The sequence below is a fragment of the Laedolimicola ammoniilytica genome (assembly GCF_025567165.1).
Classification (GTDB): Bacteria; Bacillota; Clostridia; order Lachnospirales; family Lachnospiraceae; genus Laedolimicola; species Laedolimicola ammoniilytica.
Genome location: NZ_JAOQKC010000034.1, coordinates 1 through 23,560 on the forward strand (window position 1 = coordinate 1; position 23,560 = coordinate 23,560).

Annotated in this window: 18 protein-coding genes and 1 CRISPR repeat array; of the genes, 3 read left to right on the forward strand and 15 right to left on the reverse strand. The window is 46.7% G+C overall.

The window, feature by feature from the left end; all coding sequences use genetic code 11:
- Positions 1 to 309 precede the first annotated feature (309 nt).
- Positions 310 to 2,193: a CRISPR direct-repeat array (repeat unit 36 nt; unit sequence GTTTCGGTTACTTCTTCACTTACAAGGCTCTCAAAC).
- A 161-nt stretch (positions 2,194 to 2,354) separates the two neighbouring features.
- The 7 genes from OCV63_RS16425 to OCV63_RS16455 all read right to left on the reverse strand — a co-directional run bounded on the left by OCV63_RS16425 (position 2,355) and on the right by OCV63_RS16455 (position 11,149).
- Complete coding sequence (locus OCV63_RS16425; protein ID WP_158365318.1) at positions 2,355 to 2,798, reverse strand: hypothetical protein; 444 nt, start codon at positions 2,796 to 2,798, stop codon at positions 2,355 to 2,357.
- Positions 2,788 to 3,264 (reverse strand): DUF3990 domain-containing protein, encoded by a 477-nt coding sequence (locus tag OCV63_RS16430; RefSeq protein ID WP_158365319.1) that lies wholly within the window; start codon positions 3,262 to 3,264, stop codon positions 2,788 to 2,790. The genes OCV63_RS16425 and OCV63_RS16430 overlap by 11 nt, the downstream gene beginning before the upstream one ends.
- A gap of 130 nt (positions 3,265 to 3,394) precedes the next feature.
- Positions 3,395 to 4,069, reverse strand: coding sequence for a type II-A CRISPR-associated protein Csn2 (gene csn2, locus OCV63_RS16435; RefSeq protein WP_158365320.1), 675 nt, complete (start codon positions 4,067 to 4,069; stop codon positions 3,395 to 3,397).
- Positions 4,066 to 4,371 carry a CRISPR-associated endonuclease Cas2 gene (gene cas2 / locus OCV63_RS16440; protein ID WP_158365321.1) on the reverse strand — a complete coding sequence of 102 codons (306 nt, stop codon included), beginning with the start codon at positions 4,369 to 4,371 and terminating at the stop codon, positions 4,066 to 4,068. Before cas2 ends, csn2 begins: the two co-directional genes overlap by 4 nt.
- Positions 4,372 to 4,375: 4 nt before the next feature.
- Positions 4,376 to 5,248 carry a type II CRISPR-associated endonuclease Cas1 gene (cas1, locus tag OCV63_RS16445; RefSeq protein WP_158365322.1) on the reverse strand — a complete coding sequence of 291 codons (873 nt, stop codon included), beginning with the start codon at positions 5,246 to 5,248 and terminating at the stop codon, positions 4,376 to 4,378.
- On the reverse strand, positions 5,245 to 9,276 hold the full coding sequence (gene cas9 / locus OCV63_RS16450) for a type II CRISPR RNA-guided endonuclease Cas9 (RefSeq protein ID WP_158365323.1): 4,032 nt from the start codon (positions 9,274 to 9,276) through the stop codon (positions 5,245 to 5,247). Before cas9 ends, cas1 begins: the two co-directional genes overlap by 4 nt.
- Positions 9,277 to 9,595: 319 nt before the next feature.
- The gene (locus OCV63_RS16455) at positions 9,596 to 11,149 is read right to left on the reverse strand and encodes an ABC-F family ATP-binding cassette domain-containing protein (RefSeq protein WP_158365324.1); all 1,554 of its coding nucleotides are present in this window, start codon (positions 11,147 to 11,149) and stop codon (positions 9,596 to 9,598) included.
- Between the two features lie 395 nt (positions 11,150 to 11,544).
- Between OCV63_RS16455 and OCV63_RS16460 the strand changes: the two genes are divergently transcribed.
- The 3 genes from OCV63_RS16460 to OCV63_RS16470 are packed head-to-tail and all read left to right on the forward strand — an operon-like array spanning position 11,545 to position 13,463.
- On the forward strand, positions 11,545 to 11,913 hold the full coding sequence (locus OCV63_RS16460; protein WP_158365325.1) for a GntR family transcriptional regulator: 369 nt from the start codon (positions 11,545 to 11,547) through the stop codon (positions 11,911 to 11,913).
- On the forward strand, positions 11,914 to 12,612 hold the full coding sequence (locus OCV63_RS16465) for an ABC transporter ATP-binding protein (protein ID WP_158365326.1): 699 nt from the start codon (positions 11,914 to 11,916) through the stop codon (positions 12,610 to 12,612).
- On the forward strand, positions 12,606 to 13,463 hold the full coding sequence (locus tag OCV63_RS16470; RefSeq protein ID WP_158365327.1) for a hypothetical protein: 858 nt from the start codon (positions 12,606 to 12,608) through the stop codon (positions 13,461 to 13,463). The genes OCV63_RS16465 and OCV63_RS16470 overlap by 7 nt, the downstream gene beginning before the upstream one ends.
- A gap of 183 nt (positions 13,464 to 13,646) precedes the next feature.
- Here OCV63_RS16470 and OCV63_RS16475 read toward each other — a convergent pair whose 3' ends face one another.
- The 8 genes from OCV63_RS16475 to OCV63_RS16510 form a co-directional block, all read right to left on the reverse strand.
- The gene (locus tag OCV63_RS16475) at positions 13,647 to 15,506 is read right to left on the reverse strand and encodes an AAA family ATPase (RefSeq protein ID WP_158365328.1); all 1,860 of its coding nucleotides are present in this window, start codon (positions 15,504 to 15,506) and stop codon (positions 13,647 to 13,649) included.
- A gap of 183 nt (positions 15,507 to 15,689) precedes the next feature.
- Positions 15,690 to 16,310, reverse strand: a complete 621-nt coding sequence (locus tag OCV63_RS16480; protein ID WP_262670936.1) for a substrate-binding domain-containing protein — start codon at positions 16,308 to 16,310, stop codon at positions 15,690 to 15,692.
- A gap of 8 nt (positions 16,311 to 16,318) precedes the next feature.
- Positions 16,319 to 17,806, reverse strand: a complete 1,488-nt coding sequence (locus OCV63_RS16485) for a HEAT repeat domain-containing protein (RefSeq protein ID WP_158365330.1) — start codon at positions 17,804 to 17,806, stop codon at positions 16,319 to 16,321.
- A gap of 253 nt (positions 17,807 to 18,059) precedes the next feature.
- Entirely contained in the window at positions 18,060 to 18,923 is an 864-nt protein-coding gene (locus tag OCV63_RS16490) for a GNAT family N-acetyltransferase (protein WP_262670937.1), read from the reverse strand.
- Positions 18,916 to 20,235, reverse strand: a complete 1,320-nt coding sequence (locus tag OCV63_RS16495; protein WP_158365332.1) for a replication-associated recombination protein A — start codon at positions 20,233 to 20,235, stop codon at positions 18,916 to 18,918. The genes OCV63_RS16490 and OCV63_RS16495 overlap by 8 nt, the downstream gene beginning before the upstream one ends.
- Before the next feature lie 176 nt (positions 20,236 to 20,411).
- Positions 20,412 to 21,731: an aspartate kinase gene (locus OCV63_RS16500; RefSeq protein ID WP_158365333.1), complete on the reverse strand. Its 1,320-nt coding sequence runs from the start codon at positions 21,729 to 21,731 to the stop codon at positions 20,412 to 20,414.
- A gap of 266 nt (positions 21,732 to 21,997) precedes the next feature.
- Entirely contained in the window at positions 21,998 to 22,744 is a 747-nt protein-coding gene (locus tag OCV63_RS16505) for a YoaP domain-containing protein (protein WP_158365334.1), read from the reverse strand.
- Between the two features lie 25 nt (positions 22,745 to 22,769).
- Entirely contained in the window at positions 22,770 to 23,387 is a 618-nt protein-coding gene (locus tag OCV63_RS16510) for a GNAT family N-acetyltransferase (RefSeq protein ID WP_158365335.1), read from the reverse strand.
- Positions 23,388 to 23,560: the final 173 nt, after the last annotated feature.

The window sequence follows — 23,560 nt, forward strand, 5'->3', positions numbered from 1 at the left end:
GTTTTTAGAGTCAACTCCCAAAACTCTAATCAATAGTTTACATGCAACAGCCAGAAATTTCGATACACCCTCTTATTGGACGCTTACGTTTTTTTCATGTTATTTAAAGTGTGGCATAAAAACTAATTCGTCAAGACGCAAGATTTGACGTTTACTAAAAAACATCGATCATTTTGATATATACCCGCCTTACTGTTTATCCAGTAAAGAGGATACATATTATTGAGTGATCGATGTTTTTTCTTATTTTCTATTTCTTTACTTACAAGACTCTCAAACTCATAGGTAATATCTGAATATATAATCTTCGTTTCGGTTACTTCTTTACTTACAAGACTCTCAAACTCTTTGGATTGATGTCTACATAGGTATTCTGTTTCGGTTACTTCTTCACTTACAAGACTCTCAAACGCAAAAGCGATAACTTTTTGCATTACAACAGTTTCGGTTACTTCTTCACTTACAAGACTCTCAAACCCCGGCCTGTCCTATCGCCACAAATCCAATGTTTCGGTTATTTCTTCACTTACAAGACTCTCAAACTATCGCTCCTTCTGCCTTTGCTCCGTCATCGTTTCGGTTACTTCTTCACTTACAAGACTCTCAAACTTCTCGGCGTCCCAGTACCAATATCCGCCCGTTTCGGTTACTTCTTCACTTACAAGACTCTCAAACCAAAGGTGAAGCATCGTCTAAACGTGGTAAGTTTCGGTTACTTCTTCACTTACAAGACTCTCAAACGGAGTTTCTGCGGGGGTATGAGAATAATTAGTTTCGGTTACTTCTTCACTTACAAGACTCTCAAACTGCACATTCACAATATAGCACACGCATCGTGTTTCGGTTACTTCTTCACTTACAAGGCTCTCAAACAGAATCCTTCCGGACACCTCCCGCTCCGGTGTTTCGGTTACTTCTTCACTTACAAGGCTCTCAAACGCGTAACCGTATCGTAGCACCTGCATATCCGTTTCGGTTACTTCTTCACTTGCAAGGCTCTCAAACGAAAGACCCAGAGCCGGAGCAACCCGAAACGTTTCGGTTACTTCTTCACTTACAAGGCTCTCAAACGCGTAACCGTATCGTAGCACCTGCATATCCGTTTCGGTTACTTCTTCACTTACAAGGCTCTCAAACTATTCGAGAGACCGATTCCATTATTTAAAAGTTTCGGTTACTTCTTCACTTACAAGGCTCTCAAACTTACGGCCTCCAAGCTGTCGTACGAAAACTGTTTCGGTTACTTCTTCACTTACAAGGCTCTCAAACCGTCGGGTCGTCGTTGTGCGACTTACTCCAGTTTCGGTTACTTCTTCACTTACAAGGCTCTCAAACAGTGCATCATTTTATAAAAGCGGAGAACAAGTTTCGGTTACTTCTTCACTTACAAGGCTCTCAAACATTTACGGCAGATATAACCATATGCGCAAGGTTTCGGTTACTTCTTCACTTACAAGGCTCTCAAACGTTCTTCTTTTTTTCTAGGAAGTTTTACATGTTTCGGTTACTTCTTCACTTACAAGGCTCTCAAACCCAAAATCACATTCTCTAAAATATACTCCTGTTTCGGTTACTTCTTCACTTACAAGGCTCTCAAACTGTACTAGACGTTTTTTCTCCGGTGCAATAGTTTCGGTTACTTCTTCACTTACAAGGCTCTCAAACGAAAATGCGCAAAAGCCAATTACAGCAGGAGTTTCGGTTACTTCTTCACTTACAAGGCTCTCAAACATCTTCTTTTCTCCTCCGGCTTTTCACACCGTTTCGGTTACTTCTTCACTTACAAGGCTCTCAAACTGTTCCTACCATGCCTTTTCCCTCGTAGAGGTTTCGGTTACTTCTTCACTTACAAGGCTCTCAAACGCGTAATGTCTGCGGTACCAACTTTTTTCAGTTTCGGTTACTTCTTCACTTACAAGGCTCTCAAACTATTACGGCAGATATTCGCAGACGATCACAGTTTCGGTTACTTCTTCACTTACAAGGCTCTCAAACGTTAAGACCTGGGCAGGCAGCTCCACAAGCGTTTCGGTTACTTCTTCACTTACAAGGCTCTCAAACGGACAGATAGAAGTCGCTGCGGGACAGCTCGTTTCGGTTACTTCTTCACTTACAAGGCTCTCAAACTGGTGCAGTGCTGGCCGGATATCTGGGCTGGTTTCGGTTACTTCTTCACTTACAAGGCTCTCAAACCTCAAAGTTCATCTTTTTAAGATTCTCACCGAGTTTCACATACTGACATATGCTGCAAGTATATTCAAAGTAACAATTTCCTTCTGGGAAAAGCAAAATCGTTGCCTTACTTACAAGACTCTCAAACACCTCCCCTATATCGGTAAATGAGCTTATCTGTTTCAGGCACAAACTTTTCCTTCTTTGTAGCATTCCTTAATATAATCCCGTGATTGGTAATAAAAATCCGAATTATAATTTGAAATTGTTTCATCTATCCAGGATATATACACTTTTTTTATTTTTTCCACAATATCCCCTTCTGTCTCACTAAACGTATCCTCTATTAAACGTTCATAAACTTCACCAATCGTCCAATAATCTGGCACTTCATATTTACATGCAGCGACATTATCAAAGGAACCAAGAGGAATATTGCTATCATGGATAAATTCGTCTGCCACTTTTTCTATCGGTTCACAATGAAAAATATCTGCGTAATCATATATTCTTTTTATGGTTGCATTTCCAAGGGAACTTACAACTTCTGAACGACGCAGCTTCTGCTTTCTTCCAATAAATTCTATCAAACTACACGTGTAAAATAAAGCACTGTCATTCTTCATTTTTCACTTCACTTCCTCTCAAAAACTTTAGCGTTTCCAATGCTCTTGCTGTATGAAAACTAATCTGATGCGTGGGCTTCTTAAATTTGGCTAAAGCCCAAAATGCTTCTCTACTGATTTTTCCATCCACAAAGTTTTGAACATAATTGAAAATCGTATCATCTGCCATCGGACCTTCTACAATGTCGTAATCATGCGATTTTCCCGTCCTGCACGCTACAATAAAATCCAACCATTCTTCTGTCATTTCTGAAAATATTTTTACTTTCAAACTATCATCTGGTGTGTATTCATACTCATTTAAATATCCAACGCCATTGTACCGCGTAGCCCACCGTATAGCCTGGGCCGGATAAATGGTACAATAAAATCCATAATAAAAATCTTTATGATATCTTGGAATCCGAATCTCCGGAAATTCCACTATTTCCTGGCTTCCATGATATAAAATTCTACCTTTTAACATTTCACTCTCCGCTCATCTATTCTTTCCATAATCAAGCATCTACTTACAAGACGAGTAAAATGGTTTATCTACATCCTCTCAAATCTTTTTGATTCTCACCGAGTTTTACACATTGACATATGCTGTAGACTTATTCAAGATCGATTATACACCAATCCCTGTCCATAATACAAATTCTTTCTCCATCTACTTTCTCTCTCTGTACATTTTCCAATAAAATCAATGCTATTTTTTCATAAAATACCGTCTCATAGAGCTGACGCAATTCCACTTCTGACAGATAACTCTTCAAATTAACGCAAACGATAACTTCTACCCTGCATAACTGATGCAGCAATCTAAAATACTCTACCAGTTTTTCCAGCATTGTAATGCTTTCCGTCTCCAGCCTGACATTATAAGTTTTCATCAGTCCCAGCACATTTTGTTCCAAATCAAATATCACTGGATATGTAACTTTTCCTGCTATTTCTTCCAGATAAGAAATTAATCGGCTGTGAATTTCCGCTGTTTCCAGAACCAGTTGTTCCTGTACCTGACTCTCAATTTCCTGATATAGCTTTTGCACAATCCGTTTTTCATTTACATCAATAGCAAACGGATTCACCACAAGCTCCAGGAATTTTCCCATATTCAGCAATTTGTCTGCTTCCGAAAGCAGGAACTTTCCCTCTCCTCCCTGTCTGGACAGATAAAGCTCCTGTATCAGTTCCGAAAGCTTCTCCGGTGATTCTACCACCAGCACTGAAATCTGATTTTCCTTCAATTCTATTTCTATCCCATATTCCGCATGTACCAGCTTCACAGAATCACCAGCCTCTCATCTGTATTCAATACCTCAGATTTACATTCGCCTACCAGATATTCCATTTTTGCGTACTGTTTTTCCGTGACCTTTAAAACCTGTACTAAACCAGATGCAGGCTTATTTTTTCGTATACTTTCTATTATTCCATCACCGACTGTTGCATTCTGCGCAAGCTTACAATAGACGGACTCCTGCAACATCAAAAATCCATTTTTAATCAGATATTTCCGAAAGGTACGGTAAATTCGGCGTTCGCTCTCCGTTGTCACCGGCAAATCAAAAAAGACCAGAATTCTCATATATCTATAGCTCATATTGATAAAATTTAACTAATGAAACATCATTGGCACTTAGGGCGTCAAACACACTTTTACAATAAATTTTTATAGCGTTGTTCACATACTCTTTTCTACCTCCTATCAAAACCTCCTGTTGAAGAATTTGCAACATCACACGTTTTTCCTCTGGCTCAAATTTTTCAGGCAAATATTTTTTCGCCTGTCTGTCAACCAGAATCCGAAATGGTTCCATCAAATCCGAACCCAGATTGAACGGATTAAACATATTATTATGAAATAGACCAAGCTGTGTCAGATATCCATTCATAACAATCTCCCGATTGAACATAGACAGAACAACTCCATATCCATAATTTAACGCTGCGTTGATACTATTTTCCTGTGTCCTTGTAAAACTCATGCCAAACAACGCATTAAAGTAAACCTTAGCTGCATGTCCTTCCCGATTGGTTGCGTCCCCATACTCCATTTCACCGATATACTGTTCCAGCAAATTTGCCTCATCACGTCCGTATTCCCGTAACACTGCGGCTTGCTTCCGTATTTTTTCTGTCACAATCTCTGTCCAAATCACCGCCTTTTTCTGCTCGCTCCATTGGATTTGATCCCGCACTTTCGCACTGGTATCATGACTTCCATAATAGGACACCAGTTCTGAGGACGGATTTCTTTTTTCATCGCAGAAAATAACTTTAATTTTCTTTTTCGTCAGTTCGTTTAAAAGAGCCGCTGTCAAAGAAACCGCCGTAGACTCTATCATGAGCAGGGATATCTCGCTGATATGTACTTTTACCGTGGTGTCTTTTCTCACAACTAGATATCCCAACTGATAATCCAGCTTTGCACTGCTTGACACGACTACTGTGCGCCAACTCATACCGTCAGCAGGTTGACCTGCTTTTCGTAAATGCCTGTCACAGACTGATGAATCAGATAAAACTCTTTTACCTCCGTAATATTTTTACTTATGAGCATTTTGCCAGTATGTGCTGACTCCCCAATTAATTCCAAATTTGCTTCTACAGGTCCTATTTTCGTAAGGTTTAATAATGACAATAATACTTTTTTCTGTTCTTCCAATGTCAGCATCCTAAACGTTTCCTGTCTTATATGCAATTTCTCACCCATCGGATTCGGCCGTTTCCGATAAATTCCATTTATATGCTTTTCTTTCAAAATCTCATATAATTCTTCATTTTTCTCTTTTGTTATAGACTCATCACATCCTTCTTTTTCCAGTTTTTTGCTATAATTGATCCATTCCTGTTTTAAACACAGTTCTACCGCATTACGCATAATAAAGCGATTCCCCGTTTTTCCCGAAAGATGCATATAAAATCCATCCTTTTTCACCAGCGACTGAATCAAAATTTTTCTTACCCGAATGTCCGGATTCACCAATCCCAGAGCCTCCCTACAATAGATTTCCAATTGTCCCGATTCTTTTTCTATCCGTTCCTTCCAGAGAATCGGTACACTTTCTATCGTCCGCACCCGTTTTTTCTTCATATCATGCTCTACCAGAATAAAATATGCCGTTGTTACGCTGGTAAATCCACCATACTTTGTTACATCCTGCAATCTGCTATCGGAACTTTTCAGCGGCACATACCCCTCACCCGCCGCTTCTTTTGCACTGTATAAGGTTTGATTTGCCAGTCCTCCTCTTCCTTCAAAACTTAGCCTGGTTAAAAGCGGCGTATTCTTTGCCATCACTCTTTTCACGGTTTCTAATGTCATTTTTTCGCCTTTTTCCGGTTTCACGATCCATGCATTTTCCTGTCCACGTATCACATTTTTGCGAAAAACACCGTCCAGGTTATACCCCTCCCCACTTCTGACAAAATTCAATGGATTGTTTGTAAACTTCACATAATACACATTTCCTACCACAATATTTAAATACGCATCCTGGGCGTGATGAAAATCATTTACACTTCTTGCTTTCAACAGTTCATTCGTATTTCGAAAATCAGAAACATTTCGTGCCTTTGCGTAAACAATGGTGGTTGTTTCCGGTAGTACCTCTTTCAATATTGAAGCTACACCTTTTGTTCCCTGACTGGTTTCCACCAGTTGTCTCGCGATAAACCCAGCTTTCTGTTCATCACTAAAAGGCGCCCGGCCAGTCAGGCGTTTATATTTTTCGTCATTAATTAATTTTTCCCTATGTAATTCTTTCCACCAAGACAGACGCCCCGTGTAAATGTCATCTCCTAACGGATATTGATCGCTTTTATGGGCGTTCTTTTCTTTTTCCACTAAGACCAGGTTATTATCCAGATTATCATCTTTTACAAAATGTCTGGGATAAATATGATCAATATCATATTTTGTGGTAAACAATTCTTCCAAATCGATGGGATTTCCTGTGTACATACACCGGCCGCGCTGTGTCAGATACAGATACATCTTTTTACTCCGTATCCTGCCATCCTTCTCTGCATCCTCGATTTCCGCTTTCCAATTATGTTCCTCATCCTTAATATTCTTATACAGTTCCTGAAACTTCTTTCCTCTGGAATCCTTCATTTCCCGCCGTTCGTCATGCTCCCTGGTCATCTCGACAAAGACACGTTTGGGCGGCTCACCCATTACTTTTTCTACCTCTTTTAAAATGAGAAGTGTCTGCCAAATCATCCGTTTCACCGGAGCAGAGAAATAATAGCCTTCCAGATCTTCCGGGCAAATTTCAGTCAAAGTTTTTGTCAGTTTCTCCTGTTGTTCCTCCAATTCTGCTCTATAAGTATAACTACTGTCTTTCAACAGTTCCATCAGATTGTCATCTGATTCCCATAACATGCGAATCAGAGACATAACTTCCCCTGTATTTCGATCGCAACCATTTAATTCCAGAAACTTTTTTGACAGGTTTCCCCAGTCTTTTAATTTGAATCCAAGAATTCTCTTTATCTGTTCCCTGGTGAGGACATCTCCATATTTTTCTTCTAACTGCTCTTTCAAAAACTTCTTTGCATCCCCATAAATGGTACACCAGAAAATAATCTGCTCCACCATCCTTTTGCAGGAATCTTCCTGTATTTTTTCACCCAAAATGCTTTTAAATTTGCCATAAGAAGCTAACGAACTGTTAAACGTATCCATCATTCCTGTAAGTTCGTCTTCTTCTCCTTCCTGTAAAATTCCAACTCCCTTCAGATAATTTACAATCTGTTTTCTGGTCACCCGTTTTCCCCGTTCAAACAGGTCTTTATAAATGTCCTGTTTCACAGTTATCGGTAGTTTTACCCCTCTGATTCGCAGATTATTCAGTTCGTTCAGGACACAAAAGCTTTCATACTCCAAAGACGCTTTCGGAAGCACCATTTCATCGCTCAGATAAGTACAGCGGCGTACCATACGGGAAATAAATGTCTCAGAAGTTGCTTTCATGTCAATCTTTTCTTCTATATTCCAAGGCAGAACCTGGCCCTGTTCTTTCCGCACAACCCAGCCGTTCCCACCATTCTTTCCACTTTTTTCGGAAGTGGGCCCTATATAATAAGGAATCTGAAATGCGAATAATTTTAAAATGCGTTCCGCTACCGTATATCCGGATTCATCTTTTTCCCGTAAAAAATGCAAATACTGCTCCGCATTTTCCAGAATTTTTTTCATTTCCTTGTAATGGATCTGATTGGGAATGACGCCGTTATCTGAAACAAGCTGCTTTGGCAAAAACTGTTCTTTTTCTATTTCTTCTAAAATGTATTTACAGTCTGCGTCTTCCTGCGGATAGTTTTTCAGCATTTTTTTAAGCACGGTGTACAAATCATCCCGACTCCGTCCATCCATATTCCGGCGTATCTTTTCGCCCGAATTCACAGAATGCACATAAGCGTTGTAAGAAGCCTTTTCACTGCTTCGGAACAGGAATTGATACTCCTCTGCTGTTCCGTATTTTTTTACAGTTCTTTTTAATAGCTTCAAATCCTCTTTATGCTTTTCATATTCCTGGACTCTGGCCTCTGAAAGATAATTACAATCCCCCATGATCTGATTCAGCACTGCCGTATCATAAAGCTCTTTCATGCAAAGAATCAATTCATATTTTTCCTCGTCCAGAAGTTCCTCAACTTCCGACACTTTTTCCTCAAAACTGCTGTCTGAAAAGTTTACTTTCACACTCTTATCAAAATCGTCAGGGACCGCAGTCCCATACATCTGTTTTACGCTCTTATCCAGACCCAGAACACATTCTATCAGCGCTACCTGCTGTTTCTGCTTTTTATCAATTTCCAGTAAAGCGCACAGCAGTTCTGCCTTTCTTTTTCTGGAGAATTCCCTGCTGCACATAATTTCCTGCATCTTTCCATTGTCAGTCTCTTGTGGAAATGTAAGTCCAAGTACCTCTTCTGTTTTTACCACAAAATCTCTGTATACATCTGATAGTTTTCGGTTTTCCCCATCTGTTCCAAGAGTAGTATTCAGAAAATGACCTCTGTGTTTATACATATTCAGTAATGCCAGATAGAGCAGACGCACATCATGAGGTTCTTTTGAGTTCAACAATTCCCGGCGCAAATGGAATATTGTCGGATATTCTGCAAAATAATCTCTGTCCGTATAATTTTCGTCCGCAAAGATTCCGTTCTTTCCCTTTACAACCTCTTCTTTATCTTCCGGAAAATACTTACTATTATCCAACCTCTGATAAAAATTCGGATCCACCTTTTGAATTTCATCATGAAAATAATCCTTCAGAAGTCCAATGCGTGCTACCTCACGCTGTCTGCGTCTACGGCTGATTCGCTGCGTTCTGCGTTCGACTGCTGTTTTAGCCTCTTCAAATTCTCGGATTCCCCATAAGTCTTTTCTATGCCTATGAATTAGGTTATAATTCTCATCCGTAACCGCCCATCCTACTGAACTGGTTCCCATGTCTAAGCCTAAATAGTATGTCATATCCTCTTCCCCCTATTTTTTCAATTCTTTCTATTTTCAATCTTCTATTGCTTTTCTCTTCAAAACTGTGTTACAATATAAATACTTACAAGACGAGTGCAAATAAGGTTTATCCGAATCCGTCTTTTGAGACCCTGCATGGTGCAGGATAAAAAGGAACTGGAAACAGTTTCTTTTTTATTGTCTTCCTTGTTTATGTTTTTACCTACCCTATTTATTTAACATTACCATATTCCCCTATATATGTAAATAGGAATCTTCCAGAAAATTCTACCCATTTTCCGAAAGATTCCTATTTTGTATGATATCTATATTCTATTTACAGTGCTTTCGTGGTCCACTTACTCATGTCCCACACTTCTCCCACCACATCCTGATAGAATTCCGGTTCGTGGCAAATCAGCAAAATACTTCCTTTATACTCCTTCAGCGCCCGCTTCAGCTCCTCCTTGGCGTCCACATCCAGGTGGTTCGTAGGCTCGTCCAGAAGAAGGAAATTCGTATCCCGGTTAATGAGCTTACAGAGACGGACCTTTGCCTGCTCACCACCGCTTAAGACACGCACCTGGCTTTCGATATGCTTGGTAGTCAGGCCGCATTTTGCCAGGGCGGCACGTATTTCCTGCTGATTATAAGACGGGAATTCATTCCATATCTCGTCAATACAGGTGGTCTTATTATCGCCCTTCACTTCCTGCTCAAAATAGCCCAGCTGCAGATTTTCCCCCAGCTCACAGCTGCCGGACAGGGAAGGAATCAGGCCCAGAATACTTTTCAGAAGCGTAGTTTTACCGATACCATTGGTACCCACCAGCGCTATCTTCTGTCCGCGCTCCATGCTGAAATTCAGCGGTTTGGACAGGGGTTCCGTATAACCGATGACCAGCTCCTTTGTTTCAAAAAGCATTTTGCCGGGCGTACGTCCATAGCGGAAATTGAATTCCGGCTTCGGCTTTTCCGCTGCCAGCTCGATAACGTCCATTTTATCAAGCTTCTTCTGGCGGGACATAGCCATATTGCGGGTGGAAACCCGGGCCTTATTGCGGGCCACAAAATCCTTCAGCTCGCTGATTTCCTGCTGTTGGCGGCGGTAAGCGGCCTCCAGCTGCGCTTTTTTGACTGCATAGACCTCCTGAAAATGGTCGTAATCGCCCACATAGCGGTTCAGCTCCTGATTTTCCATATGGTAAACGATGTTGACCACTTCGTTCATAAACGGCACGTCATGGGAAATCAGAATAAACGCGTTTTCATAATCCAGAAGATAGCGTTTCAGCCAGCCGATATGCTCCTCGTCCAGATAGTTGGTCGGCTCGTCCAAAAGCAGAATATCCGGCTTTTCCAGCAGCAGCTTTGCCAGCAGCACTTTGGTCCTCTGGCCGCCGCTTAAATCCGTTACGTCCCGGTCAAGCCCCAGATCCAGAAGTCCCAGCGCCCGGGCTACCTCGTCCACCTTCGCATCAATGGTGTAAAAATCGTGCAGAGTCAGCTCGTCCTGAATGGTTCCCAGCTCCTCCATCAGGGCGTCCATATCGTCCCCGGCGTCGCCCAGCATATCGCAGATCTCGTTCATCCGCTCTTCTTTTTTCAGTAACGGATCGAAGGCCGATTTCAGCACCTGGCCGATGGTCATGCCTTTTTCCAGCACCGCATGCTGATCCAGATAACCCGCATGGACATTTTTTGCCCATTCCACCTTGCCCTCGTCGGGCATCAGCTTGCCGGTCACGATACTCATAAAGGTGGATTTTCCCTCGCCGTTGGCTCCCACCAGGCCGATGTGCTCGCCCTTCAGAAGCCGGAAGGACACGTCTGTGAAAATGGCCCGGTCGCCGAAGCCATGGGTTAAGTGCTCTACATTTAAAATACTCATAAATTTCTCCCTGTATATCCAAAAACCGTTTCTTTTGTTACGCGCATGTAATCCATATTTTATCGGCTTTTCCGGGATTCGTCAAGGGAATTTCCATTACAGCCAAGGCCGGGAGAGCAGCATACGCAAAACCTGCACGTTTATGCGCATCGGCTCCGTCCCCCGACTGCTTGTTTTCAAATTATTAAGACTTTCTGAATATTCTCCTTTCTCCCTTGACATCTCGTTTTCCGTACATTATTGTATTAATTAAGTAATACAATTTATTTTTCTACAGGAACACCCTACGGGGATCCCTGGATGTGCTGAGAACATGCACGAATTTAGGAAACCCCCTACGGGGATCCCTGGATGTGCTGAGAACATGCACGAATTTAGGAAAGGAGCGTGATTCCATGTCATGGAGCCTTGATGATGCCCGGCCCATCTATCTGCAGCTGGAGGATATCATAAAATCCAAAATTATCGCCGGCATCTACAAGCCCGGCCAGAAGCTCCCCTCTGTACGGGAACTGGCCGCGGAAGCCGCCGTCAATCCGAACACCATGCAGAAAGCTCTGAGTGAACTGGAACGCAGCGGCCTGGTCTACGCCCAGCGCACCAGCGGCAGATATATCACCGAGGACACCCACATCATGAAACATCTGAAGCAGCAGCTGGCCCACGAGCAAATTCGCCAGTTTCTGGAAGCTATGTCTCACTTAGGATTCACCAAAGAAGAAAGCATCCGGCTGCTGATCGAAGAAAGCAAGGGGGAAGCATAAATGAATGAACTTTTAACCTGTACAGGGCTCATCAAGCAATATGGTTCCAAAACCGCCCTGGATAACCTGAACCTGACATTGCCCCGGGGCCGCATCATCGGTCTCTTAGGTCCCAACGGCAGCGGCAAGACAACCCTGATCAAGCTTATCAACGGCCTGCTCTCGCCCTCTGCCGGTCATATCTATATCAACGGCGTCGAGCCCGGTCCGGAGACTAAAAAGGTGGTTTCTTACCTGCCGGAGCGTACTTATTTTAACAGCTGGATGAAGGTCCGTGATATTCTCGACTTTTTCTGCGATTTCTACACGGATTTCCGCCGGAATCGCGCGGAGGACATGCTGCAGCGCCTGGACATCGACCCGACGGCCCGCCTTTCTACCATGTCTAAGGGCACGAAGGAGAAGGTGCAGCTTATCATGGTTATGAGCCGCGACGCCGACCTGTACTGTCTGGACGAGCCCATCGGCGGCGTGGATCCGGCTGCCCGGGACTATATTCTCCAGACGATTATTTCCAATTATAGTGAAAATGCGTCGGTCCTGATCTCGACCCACCTGATTTCTGATATTGAAAATGTGTTGGACGACGTGATTTTCATCCAGAACGGACACATCCGCCTGCACACTTCTGTGGACGCCATCCGGGAGCAGGAAGGAAAATCGGTGGACGCTTTATTCAGGGAGGTATTCAGATGTTAGGAAAATTAATAAAATACGAATTTAAGACTGTGAACCGGTTGATGATTCCGCTGCATCTGGGGCTCATCGCCATTACGATTATCGGCCGCTTTTATATTCAGCTGGCGCTGAACCGGCCACGCTTTAACGATGGGAATGTATGGATGACCTTTGCGGACACATCTCTGATTATTTTTTATGTCATCGCGCTGGTCGCCATCGCGCTGATTACTTCCATTTATCTGTCGATCCTGCGATTTCAAAAAAATCTGTTCACAGATGAAGGATATCTGATGCACACGCTTCCGGTATCTGTCCATGAACAGATCTGGGGAAAGCTGATTGTGGCTACCGTCTGGATTGCCATCGATACGGTGCTTCTCCTTCTTTCTATTCTGGTCATGTTTTTGAACAAGGATTTGATCTCTGCGATCTTTGACGAAGTACCTGCTCTGTTTATCAGTTTTCGGAACAATTTCGGGGTATCTCCGGTTGCTGCAGGGCTTGTGTGGATTCCGCTTTTCATTTTATCAGAAATGGCGGGGATCCTGGTTTACTATATGTGTATTACCATTGGACATAGCTTTCATACCCATAAGATTTTGTCTTCTGTCGGCATTTTTGTAGGCGTTACGATTCTTTCCAATGTGATCACCGGTATTCTGACTGGAATTACTGCTACTACCTATTCCACTGGAACCTCTCTGTTTTCTAGTCTGTCACTTACGGCTCATATGTTTTCGGCCAGCTGGTCTAATACGACGGCTTTCTGGCTTAGTTCCGTTATTTCGGCCTTGATTGCTCTGGTGCAGGGCGGGACTTGTTATTGGCTGACGTTTTATTTTATGAAGAATAGTTTGAATTTGGAGTAAATGGACGAAACTGAGGAAGCTTATATTCCACCGTGTTCGAACGTTTCTCGGACAGCCGTCTGTCTGTGTCGGACTCTAAAGTCCGCCACTGCCAGACAGCAATCCCCGAAAAGCCGGACACTCCCGTGGAATATATAGCTTCCTCTTTTTCTGGCTGTCATGTCCGCAGTCCAAAGTGTCAATTTATCCGACTGCCACTTCGACCTTTTTGCCGCTGAAGGCCACGCCGTATTTATAGATCGTCCTGACCCCGGCGGTCGTCAGCTCGGTTTCGTATTTCTTATCGTTGATCTGCTGCAAGGCCGTCTCGGACAGCTTTTTCAGCTGCTCATCGCTGCAATTCTTCTCCGCTTTCAGCTCGATCAAGATGCCCGGAAGTTCCTTTTTCTTGGGCTTCAGCTGAATGTCGTAGCGCCCGTCGCCGGACTCCCGGTTAGAGGTTACGAAAGCGCCACCCAACAAGGCACACAGCCCCAGCATAAAGCCGTGGTAGAAATTCTCCCCGGCAGTATCGAAGGAGCTGACCGACTGGGTCAGCAGCGTCTGAATCTGCGCTTTCAGACGTGCGTTATCGCCGGAGAAGATGGCCTCCTGAACGGAAATCGCCGTGGACGGCGGTATCAGGTTTTCCAACCGCTGCAGAATCTCCTTGTTATATACCAAAGAAATTTCCCGGTTGGGCAGAGAGACCTCGCACATAAAATCGCCGCTGAAGGAGGGCGTGGTTTTCAGCGCCTTCAGATAGCCGGTCACCAGCAGGAAGCTGTAAATGGTGGAGGGATTGCTCTTGATCTGCGGATAGATCACGCCGGTGTCGATGAAGGTGGTGAAGGTTTCGCCGTTGACCAGGGAGGTCAGACGGTTGTAAATCTCTTCGTCCGCCTGGGCAAGCACTTCTCCGATAATATCGTTGCTGCCGGTGGATACCCAGAAGGGTCTCGGCTCACACTCGTTGCTGAAGTAATTGACTACAGACCACGGGTTGAAAATCTCCGTCTTGCCAAAGCGGTAGCCGTCGTACCACTGGCAAATTTCATCGAACTTGTCGGCGGCACCGTAGTATTCCGCCATCTCCATCATCTCGTCGGCGGTAAAGCCGAAGTAGGCGCTGTATTTGTTGTCCAACACGGAGTTGATGGACAGGTTATTCATTCCGCTGAAGATACTCTCTTTGGCCACCCGCAAAATGCCGGTGAGGAAGCCAAAAGACAGGTGCTGATTATCCTTGAATCCTCCGGAAAACAGGTTCCGCATAAACCGAATGACCTTGTCATAGTAGTCCTTCTGATAGCCCTGCTGGATAGGAGTATCGTACTCGTCGATGATGATAATAGGCGCGGTGCCATAGTGCTTGTGCAGCATAGCGGACAGGTCCAGCAGTGCCGAAGCCAGCTCGACCTCACTGACCTTACCGTCTGCCAGCTTTTCATAGGTCTTTTTGCTGTACTCGTCGCACTTATCGCCGGTTAGCAGCTCCTTGTGCCGCCGGGTTTCCTTTGCGAAAATATCCCGGATAGCCGTAAAGGTTTCCTCCCAGGTATCGAACTTCACATCCTTGAAGGTCAGGAAGATCACAGGGTACTTGCCCTGATAATCCCGGTATTTCTGCCCGCAGGCCCAGATCTTCTTATCCCGGAAGTAGACGGAAGTATCCTTGTCGCTCTTTTCAAAGTAGGTGCGCAGCATATCCATATTCAGCGTCTTGCCAAAGCGCCGGGGTCGGGTGAACAGCGTCACCATCGGACGCTCGTCAATGAAGTCCTTGATCATCATCGTCTTATCAATGTAGTAGTATTCCGACGATGCAAGGCAGTAGTTGGACACGCCGATGGGCAGGGGCAGCTTCGGCGCACGCTCCGCTTTGCAAAAAGCGCCCGTCTTGATCCGCTGATCCGCCGGTTTCTGCGTATCAACCGGGATCAGCCAACGATTGCCCTGCTTTTTCGCACCGGCGATTCTCCCATTCTTGCAGAGCGTCGCAACTCTCCGTTCTGTAATATTCCAGCGCATTGCTGCCTCTCTTACCGAGATCATTTCAGCCATAAGGGATACCTCCACGCATAAAATCATAAGTACATTATACCCTGGACAAAAGAACAATGTCAACAAAAGTTCGGAACAATGTCATTGCAAAGTAGCATTATTCCCGCCGTCGTACACAGAAAAACCGGGAGGGACCGGCGAATGTTTCTTTCACTACGGTGTCCCTCCCGGTTTTTCGTCCCCTTATTCTATCTCAAGCGCCGCCTGTTCCGCGGTCTTTACATACCCATCGCGGCTTTCCTCTGTCACCTCCTGTCCGAAGGCTATCACACGGATTCCCACGCCCCGGGCCGCCGAAAGCACGCTCTCCAGCGCTTCCTCGTGATTGGCGTGAATCGCAATTACGTCCACATTTTCTGCCACCAGCTCGTTCACGGCCAGCATCTGGTATTCGATGGGGTTTACGTCACAGAGTACGAAGGTATGATAGGCCAGTTCCCGGGTCTCGGCGGCCTCGGTGGCAGATACGTCCGGGGTCTGGACGCTGAGTTCTGCGCCCAGACGGTCTGCCAGCTCCTGAAAGACTGCCTCCACGCTCTCATTCTCCGGATCGTCCCGGCTGGTCAGTATCAGACCGATACGTGAAATCTGTTCTCCGGCATCTGGATTTTCCTGTTCTATCGCTTCGAATTTATTCTCTGAGGCTTCTGACTCTGCCACTTTTTCCTGCCCGCAGCCTCTAAGAGGCCCACACAGCAATATCCCCAGCAATGCGCATGCCAGCAGCATCTCCTGCATTCTGATGCTGCACCTGGTTCCGCATTCCGGATGCTCTGTCTGTTCTCGTTTCTTGTTTTTCCACATTTTTCCTGTTACCCTTCGTACCGTACCACCAGATACCAGGCATCTTCTTTTTCGCTGATGCGCCATTCTTTTTCCAGCTTCAGTCCCTTTGTTTCCCGTACCCAACGCTTTGCGTAGCCGCGATCATGGGCGTAGACGAAGAGGTAGGAGCCGGGGTTCAGGAGGGTTTCGGCACGTTCGAAGAGGGCACGGTAGAGGCAGTCCACATCGTGGGCAGTGCGGTTTTTACCCTCTCCCGGCATATCGGTGATGATTTCATCAAATTTGTATTCGTGGTCGAAGTCACGCATGTCTTTGTTGATGTAATGGGCCGGGACACCTGCTGCGGCTGCGTTTTCGCGGGCGGCTTTGATGGCCGGGCCGAAGACATCTATTCCGTAAAGGGTGTCGGCGTGTACGGCGTAGTTGCGCTCCAGGAGCAGGGTTCCCACGCCGCAGAAGGGATCCAGAACCCGGGCATTTTCTTTCAGGTAGGGTCTGGACAGTTCTGCCAGTACGGCTGCCAGGGCGGGCTGCATGGATGCGGCTACGCTGTGCTTCCGGTAAGCGAAGCGGTGATCCGGGAGGCCGGAGAATTTCAGTAACGGCAGGAAACCGCCGGACTTTTTCTCGATCAGACGCAGCTCGACTTCGTAGTCTGAGGTGTCGTTCAGCATCGTGCCGCCAGTCTCCAGCATCAGGCCGTCTGCCAGCTTTTTGGTGTAGCGGCTGCGCTCTTCCAGTGTCATTTTGCTGCGACACTCGATACGGAACTGCCAGGGCGCGCCGCCCTCATAATAGCGCTTCAGAAGTTCACGCAGGTTGGAGGCTGCCAGTTCTTTGGCAGCGTTTTCCCGGGAGATTTCGTCAATGTCCAGGCAGAACAGCATTTCCCGCCAGGTGCGGATGGAGAATAATTCCTTCAGGTCACCGTCTTTTACCCGCATGCCGGAGCCCATCAGGGTGACTTCGCCGCTGGTGATCTGCAGGGCGGTCAGCTCCCGGTATTCTTTCCAGGTGGTCAATATGACCTCGGAGGGCTCCTTCAGGCCAATGAAGCGGCGTTTCTTCGCGATCTCGTATTCGGATATCAGGCCGTTCAGGGCTTCCAGCTCTTCCCGCAGGTGTTTATCGTTCTCTGCCGTCCGCTTTTCCCCCAGAAGCAGGCGTCTGCGCTCTTTCAGGAACGGCAGCTGTTCTTCGCAGTCGCAGCCCTGGAGCGCCAGCAGATAGGCGCTTTTTACAAAGCGCTGATCTTCTTTCTCGTAGGCTTTAAGTAATGCATCCCGGCACTCGTCACGGCCCAGTAATCCCAGCACCAGAGCCGCGTTTTTTCGAATCTTGGGATCTTCTGATTTTAACAGGGACAGCCAGAATTCCGGCTCTTTCTCGAACTGCTCATCCAGCCACAGGCCTGCTGCAGGGCCCTCTTTTTTGTCCCGCAGAAGTCCCCGCATGATAGACAGGCTCTGTCGTACGTCTTCTCCGCTTTTTATCTTTTCATATAAATTATACAAGGTTTTCGTTTCCTTCCTAATTAAGTTGTTTTCACATTTATGGCTATTCTACCATATTTGTGTTTCCCTGCCAACGTTTTTAGGTATGAAAGAGAATCCTGCTTCGCAGGATTCTCCGCCTGCGGCGGGTCGCCTAAGCGACATACTACCTCTCCGCCGCAGTGCGCTCCTGCCCGGAGGACTTTTTTATGTAATAGGGGATTCCATAGGAATTTCCTAATCCTATTTTATCCGGCCACTCTGCTCCCAAATCTCAAACCTCTTCTCTGCTCTCCGCTCTCCGAAGATAGCGGCGCATAGTCTTTCCTTTCCACCTGAAGCTCTGTATCAGGGAAAAGCCGAGCTTTCCGAGAAGTGCCCGGGACGCGGTATTCTCTTCCTCCACATAAGCGCTGATCTGTGGAAATTGCAGCACCTGATCCCCGTAGGACAGCACAGCCCGACAGGCTTCCTCCGCATATCCCTGTCTTCGGTATTCCACATCCGTCAGATATCCCAGATCCAGCTCAGTGAAATCCAGATAGTCAGCCACGCCGAAGCCGCAACGGCCGATAAGCCGTCCGCTTTTCTTCTCGAACACCAGCCACATGCCGCACTGATACAGGCCGTACATATACGCGATGTAGGCTTTTGCCTCCTCTTCTTCCATCCCATCGTACCCGTTCTTCCGACATAAAGCATTCAGCGCAGGCAGATCCGAAAGGCTCATTTCCCGGATCCGAAGCCGCCCGGTCTCCGCGATAGTCACCGGGAGCCCCAGGGCCCTGGTATGTACCTCTTCAAGAAAGGTCCGGTCAATCTCCTCGAAGCCCTCCAGCAGAATCCGACAGCCGGAAAGACGCTCTTTCGTCCGCCCCGGATTCAGATAACCGATGCAGAAGAATCCCCCATCCCGGGCAATTCTTTCATCCTCATCCGTCTCCACCAGACAGAGCAGCTCCTCCGGCGCGCCGAGACTTTCCGCCGCCTTCTGAAGCATGGCCGCGCCGCTCCCCGGCGCCAGTTTTCTCCACGGCAGACCGCATGCCGTCAAGTGATACTCCAGCAGCTCCGTATGGGAAGCCTGCATGATAAGCCCCTTCAACATCGTTCCTGATGTTCCTTTCTGCTTATTCATTTCCTTTGATTTTCCGAAAACGCTCTTTGATCTGCCGCTCATAGCCGTTGTCCGACAGCTCATAGAACTTCTCGCCCAGCACCTCGTCAGGCAGATACTGCTGCTCCACATAATGATTCGGGTAATCGTGGGCATATTTGTAGCCTGTGCCGTGTCCCAGCTTGCCCGCGCCCGGATAATGGGCGTCCTGCAGATGGGGCGGCACGCTGGTGCGCTTCGTCTTCACCGACTCCATGGCCGCCGAGATGGCATTCACCGCCGAATTACTCTTGGGTGCGCAGGCCACATAGGAAGCCGCCTGGGCCAGTATAATCTGTGCTTCCGGGAAACCGATGCGCTCCACGGCCTGTGCCGCTGAGACGGCCACCGTCAGCGCCATGGGATCCGCGTTTCCCACATCCTCGGAGGCGCAGATCATGATTCTGCGGGCGATGAACCGCTCATCCTCCCCCGCGTAAATCATTTTTGCCAGATAATAGACCGCCGCGTCCGGATCGGAACCGCGCATGCTCTTGATGAATGCAGAAATGGTATCGTAGTGATTATCGCCAGTCTTATCGTAGCGGACCGTCCGCTTCTGGATACACTCGGCCATCACTTCCTGTGTCAGGTGAATCCGTCCGTCTTCGGACTGTTCCGTGGTCAGTACACCCAGCTCCACCGCGTTCAGGGCTGACCGGGCGTCGCCCCCCGCAATATCCGCCAGAAATTCCGCCGCGTCCTCCGTAATATCCGCCCCATACGAGCCCATTCCCCGCTCCGTATCGGTCAATGCCCGGTGAATCAGCTCCAGAATATCTGCCTTCTCCAGAGGCTTCAGCTCAAAGATGACCGAGCGGGACAATAGCGCCCCATTTACCTCAAAATACGGGTTTTCCGTGGTCGCCCCAATCAGAATCACTGTGCCGTCCTCCACAAAAGGAAGCAGATAGTCCTGCTGCCCCTTGTTGAACCGGTGAATCTCGTCCACAAACAGGATTGTTTTGCGGCCATACATCCCCAGGTTATCCTTGGCCCGGTTCACCACCGCCTCCATATCCTTCTTGCCTGCCACGGTAGCGTTCAGCTGGGTAAAATCCGCCCGGGTTGTATTGGCGATGACCCGCGCAATCGTCGTCTTGCCGGTACCCGGCGGTCCATAGAAAATCAGGGAACTCAGCTTGTCAGCCCGGATGGCCCGGTAAAGCAGCTTGTCCTTCCCCAGAATATGCTTCTGCCCCACGATCTCATCCAGGGTCCGGGGGCGCAGGCGGGACGCCAGCGGCGCCTCCTGCTTCTGTGTATTTTCCCGCATATAATCAAATAAATCCATCGATATCTCTCCTGTTCCGGAATTTTTCTCTCTGATATTCCACGCTCTGCTTCTCATTATGACGAAAAAATCCGGCTCCGTCAATGGCGATATCCATATTTTCCACATCTTAAAACGCCTGCGTCTCTCACCGAAAAGACGCAAAAAGAGCTGTCTGCTACGACAGCCCTCTTTCCTTACATCTGGGTCAGAACAAAAATATCATAAATCGCTTTGATTGCAGCCTCAAAATCCCGATTTTCCACACCGATGATAATATTCAGCTCACTGGATCCCTGATCGATCATCTTCACATTCACATTGGCATGGGCCAGCGCGGAGAAGATTCTTCCGGCTGTTCCCCGGGTGGACTTCATGCCCCGTCCTACTACGGCAATCAGAGCAAGATCCGACTCCATTTCCACGAAATCCGGAGATACTGCCCGATGAATTCCCGCAATCACCTGCTGCTCCTTTTCTTCAAATTCATCCTGATGCACATAGACGGTCAGTGTGTCGATTCCGGAAGGAATATGCTCAAAGCTGATGCCCTGATCTTCAAATACCTGCAGGACTTTCCGTCCGAAGCCAATTTCACTGTTCATCATGGATTTTTCAATATTAATAGAGCAGAAACCTTTCTTTCCCGCAATCCCTGTGATGGTGTATTTGGGCTTTCTGCAGGTGCTCTCCACGATAAAGGTTCCCTTATCCTCCGGGTGGTTCGTATTGCGGATGTTGATGGAGATTCCTTCTTTTCTGACCGGGAAAATAGCCTCCTCATGAAGAACCGTCGCTCCCATATAAGATAACTCACGAAGCTCTCGATAGGTAATCGTCTCGATCACAGCCGGATTCTCCACGATCCTCGGATCGGTCACCAGAAAACCGGATACATCGGTCCAGTTCTCATACAGATCCGCCATAATCGCCTTGGCTACCAGCGAACCGGTCACATCGGAACCTCCTCTGGAAAAGGTTCGTACCTTTCCGCTATCCTCAGCGCCGTAAAATCCAGGGATAACCGCTTTTTCACATTTTGCCAGTCTTTTTCCGAGAAGCTTGTTGGTCTTTTCTGCCTCCAGAACTCCATTCTTATCAAACCGGATCACTTCTGCCGCATCCACAAACTCATATCCCAGATAAGCTGCCATAACTTTACCATTCAGGAATTCTCCTCTGGACGCAGCATACTCTTTTCCCGCATGTGCGGAAAAATCAGCCGCAATCTGCTCAAATTCCCGTTCCAGGGACAGGTCCAAAGAAAGCCCCTTTATAATCTCCTCAAAGCGCTCCTTAATAGCCTGAAGCTTTCCGGAAAACTCTTCCCCTGCTTCCGCAGCCTCATAGCAGGCATACAGCATATCCGTTACCTTGGTGTCTCCGTTAAAGCGCTTTCCCGGCGCAGACGGCACCACATATCTGCGGCTTTCTTCACTTCTGATGATCTCTCCTACCTTCTTAAACTGTTCCGCATTGGCCAGAGAGCTTCCTCCAAATTTTACAACTTTTTTCATAATGATAACGACTCCTCATAGCTTTATAGAATACACTGAGGTTATTTTAAAAAAAAGTGGCAGAATTTGCAAGTGTTTCTTTTTAAAATCAAGCGAACCCAAACACGATGTTACGCTTGGGATTTTATGCACTCATTCCAGACTCATCTCAGCAAATCAGACCATCGGTATCCAGCAGTGCGTATTTTTTCATTAAAATTTTCTCCATTTCATTTGATAACATTATGTTGCGACTCAAAAACAACACAAAAAATTGCGGAGTAAAATCAGTTTTTCAAACCAGCCAGCGTCAGGAATTTTTTATCTGACAGAATACTCTGTGTCAGAAACTGACCGTCCCGAAACAGAGCATAGGTCGTGACCGGTGCAGGTACATTCTGTGCAGATTCTTTGTCCGTGATATGGATAGTCTTGAACGGGATACCATGTTCCTTCGCCGCCTGCTGTACCCTCGGCACCCAATAATAGGTATACGGACACTGATCGGTATAATAAAGAACAAAGCCTGCTTCCTTAACCATCGGATGTTTCGCGCATTCCTTGAAATGCGGCGGCTGTGCACCCGATTCAATGGGAAGATACATAAGATTGATTCCGCAGTCGGACAGGTCTGCCACACGGAACCCCTTGTAAGCAAGAAATTTCGGATCAGCGAGAAATTCCCGCTTCCGTCCTTCTGCACACAGAATACAAAGACCTTTCTTTCCCTGAGCCTTAGCGTCACGGATACACGTCTCCAACAGATCGTTCGAGTATCCGTGTCCCTTCATGGAACCGGATACCCATAGGCAGTTCATGTAAAGATAACCCTCTGCCGCAATAGGCACCCAGGCATTTTCGGCCGGTATGTATTCGATAAAGCATTTACCGCGCTCTGCGCTGCGATAAAAAACAAGTCCATCATCAAAGCGTTGCCTCAGCCATTCCTTTTTTGCGACACTCTGCTTGCCGGACATGGCGCAGCAGATATGTTCCTTATCAATATTTTCTTTTGTAATCCGAAGATAGTTCATCCGTTATTCCTCCTGTTTAACACAGCTATCCAGGCAGCTTCTGCTTCTCTTTTGCCAGGAAAGTGGCTTCAAACTGCTCAAAGCCCTCCGGATCTTTCTCACAGACAAAATACCCTTCGGGGTCTTTGTAAGTGCCGGAGACGCCGTCCAGAAATCCGGGTTTCAGTTCTTTGATGAGAAAATAGTCCGCCTCCGGGTCGTCGGCATAACGCACGCCCTTGGTTTTGGCCGGAACAAAGCCAGATTTGCCGTAAAAGTCAATATTGCCGGTAATAGCAAGCGCTCCTGCACCCATTTTCCTGGCTTTTCCCATGGAATAGTCGAGCAGCTGCTTTCCGTAGCCCTGCCGCTTGTATGCGGGTGCGATGCCGATGGGGCCGAAGGTCATGATCGGTAGGGTTCGCCCATCGTCACAGTCGATCTCCGACCGCACATAGATGACCTGCCCGATCAGCTCACCGCCCAGTTCCATCACAAAATCCAGCTCCGGCACAAATGCCGGGTCATCCCGATAACAATGCAGCACATAGTGCTCCATACAGCCGGGCCGGTAAACATTCCAGAATGCCTCACGGGTCAGATTTTCAACAGCTCTGTAATCTTCTTTCGTTTCCAGACGTATGGTAACATTCTTTTCTGACATGATGTTTCTCCTCTCTTATTTCTTATCTCTTAATCAAGAAGCCTTCTTTTCTGCCGATTTTGGGAACGATGGCGGCCTGCTTCTTCATAAAAAATAGGCTTCGCCTATTCAACTCCCCTGCCCCTCATTCTTGAGGGGTGGGGGTTTCTTTTTCTTGCTTTTTCCTGCATAAT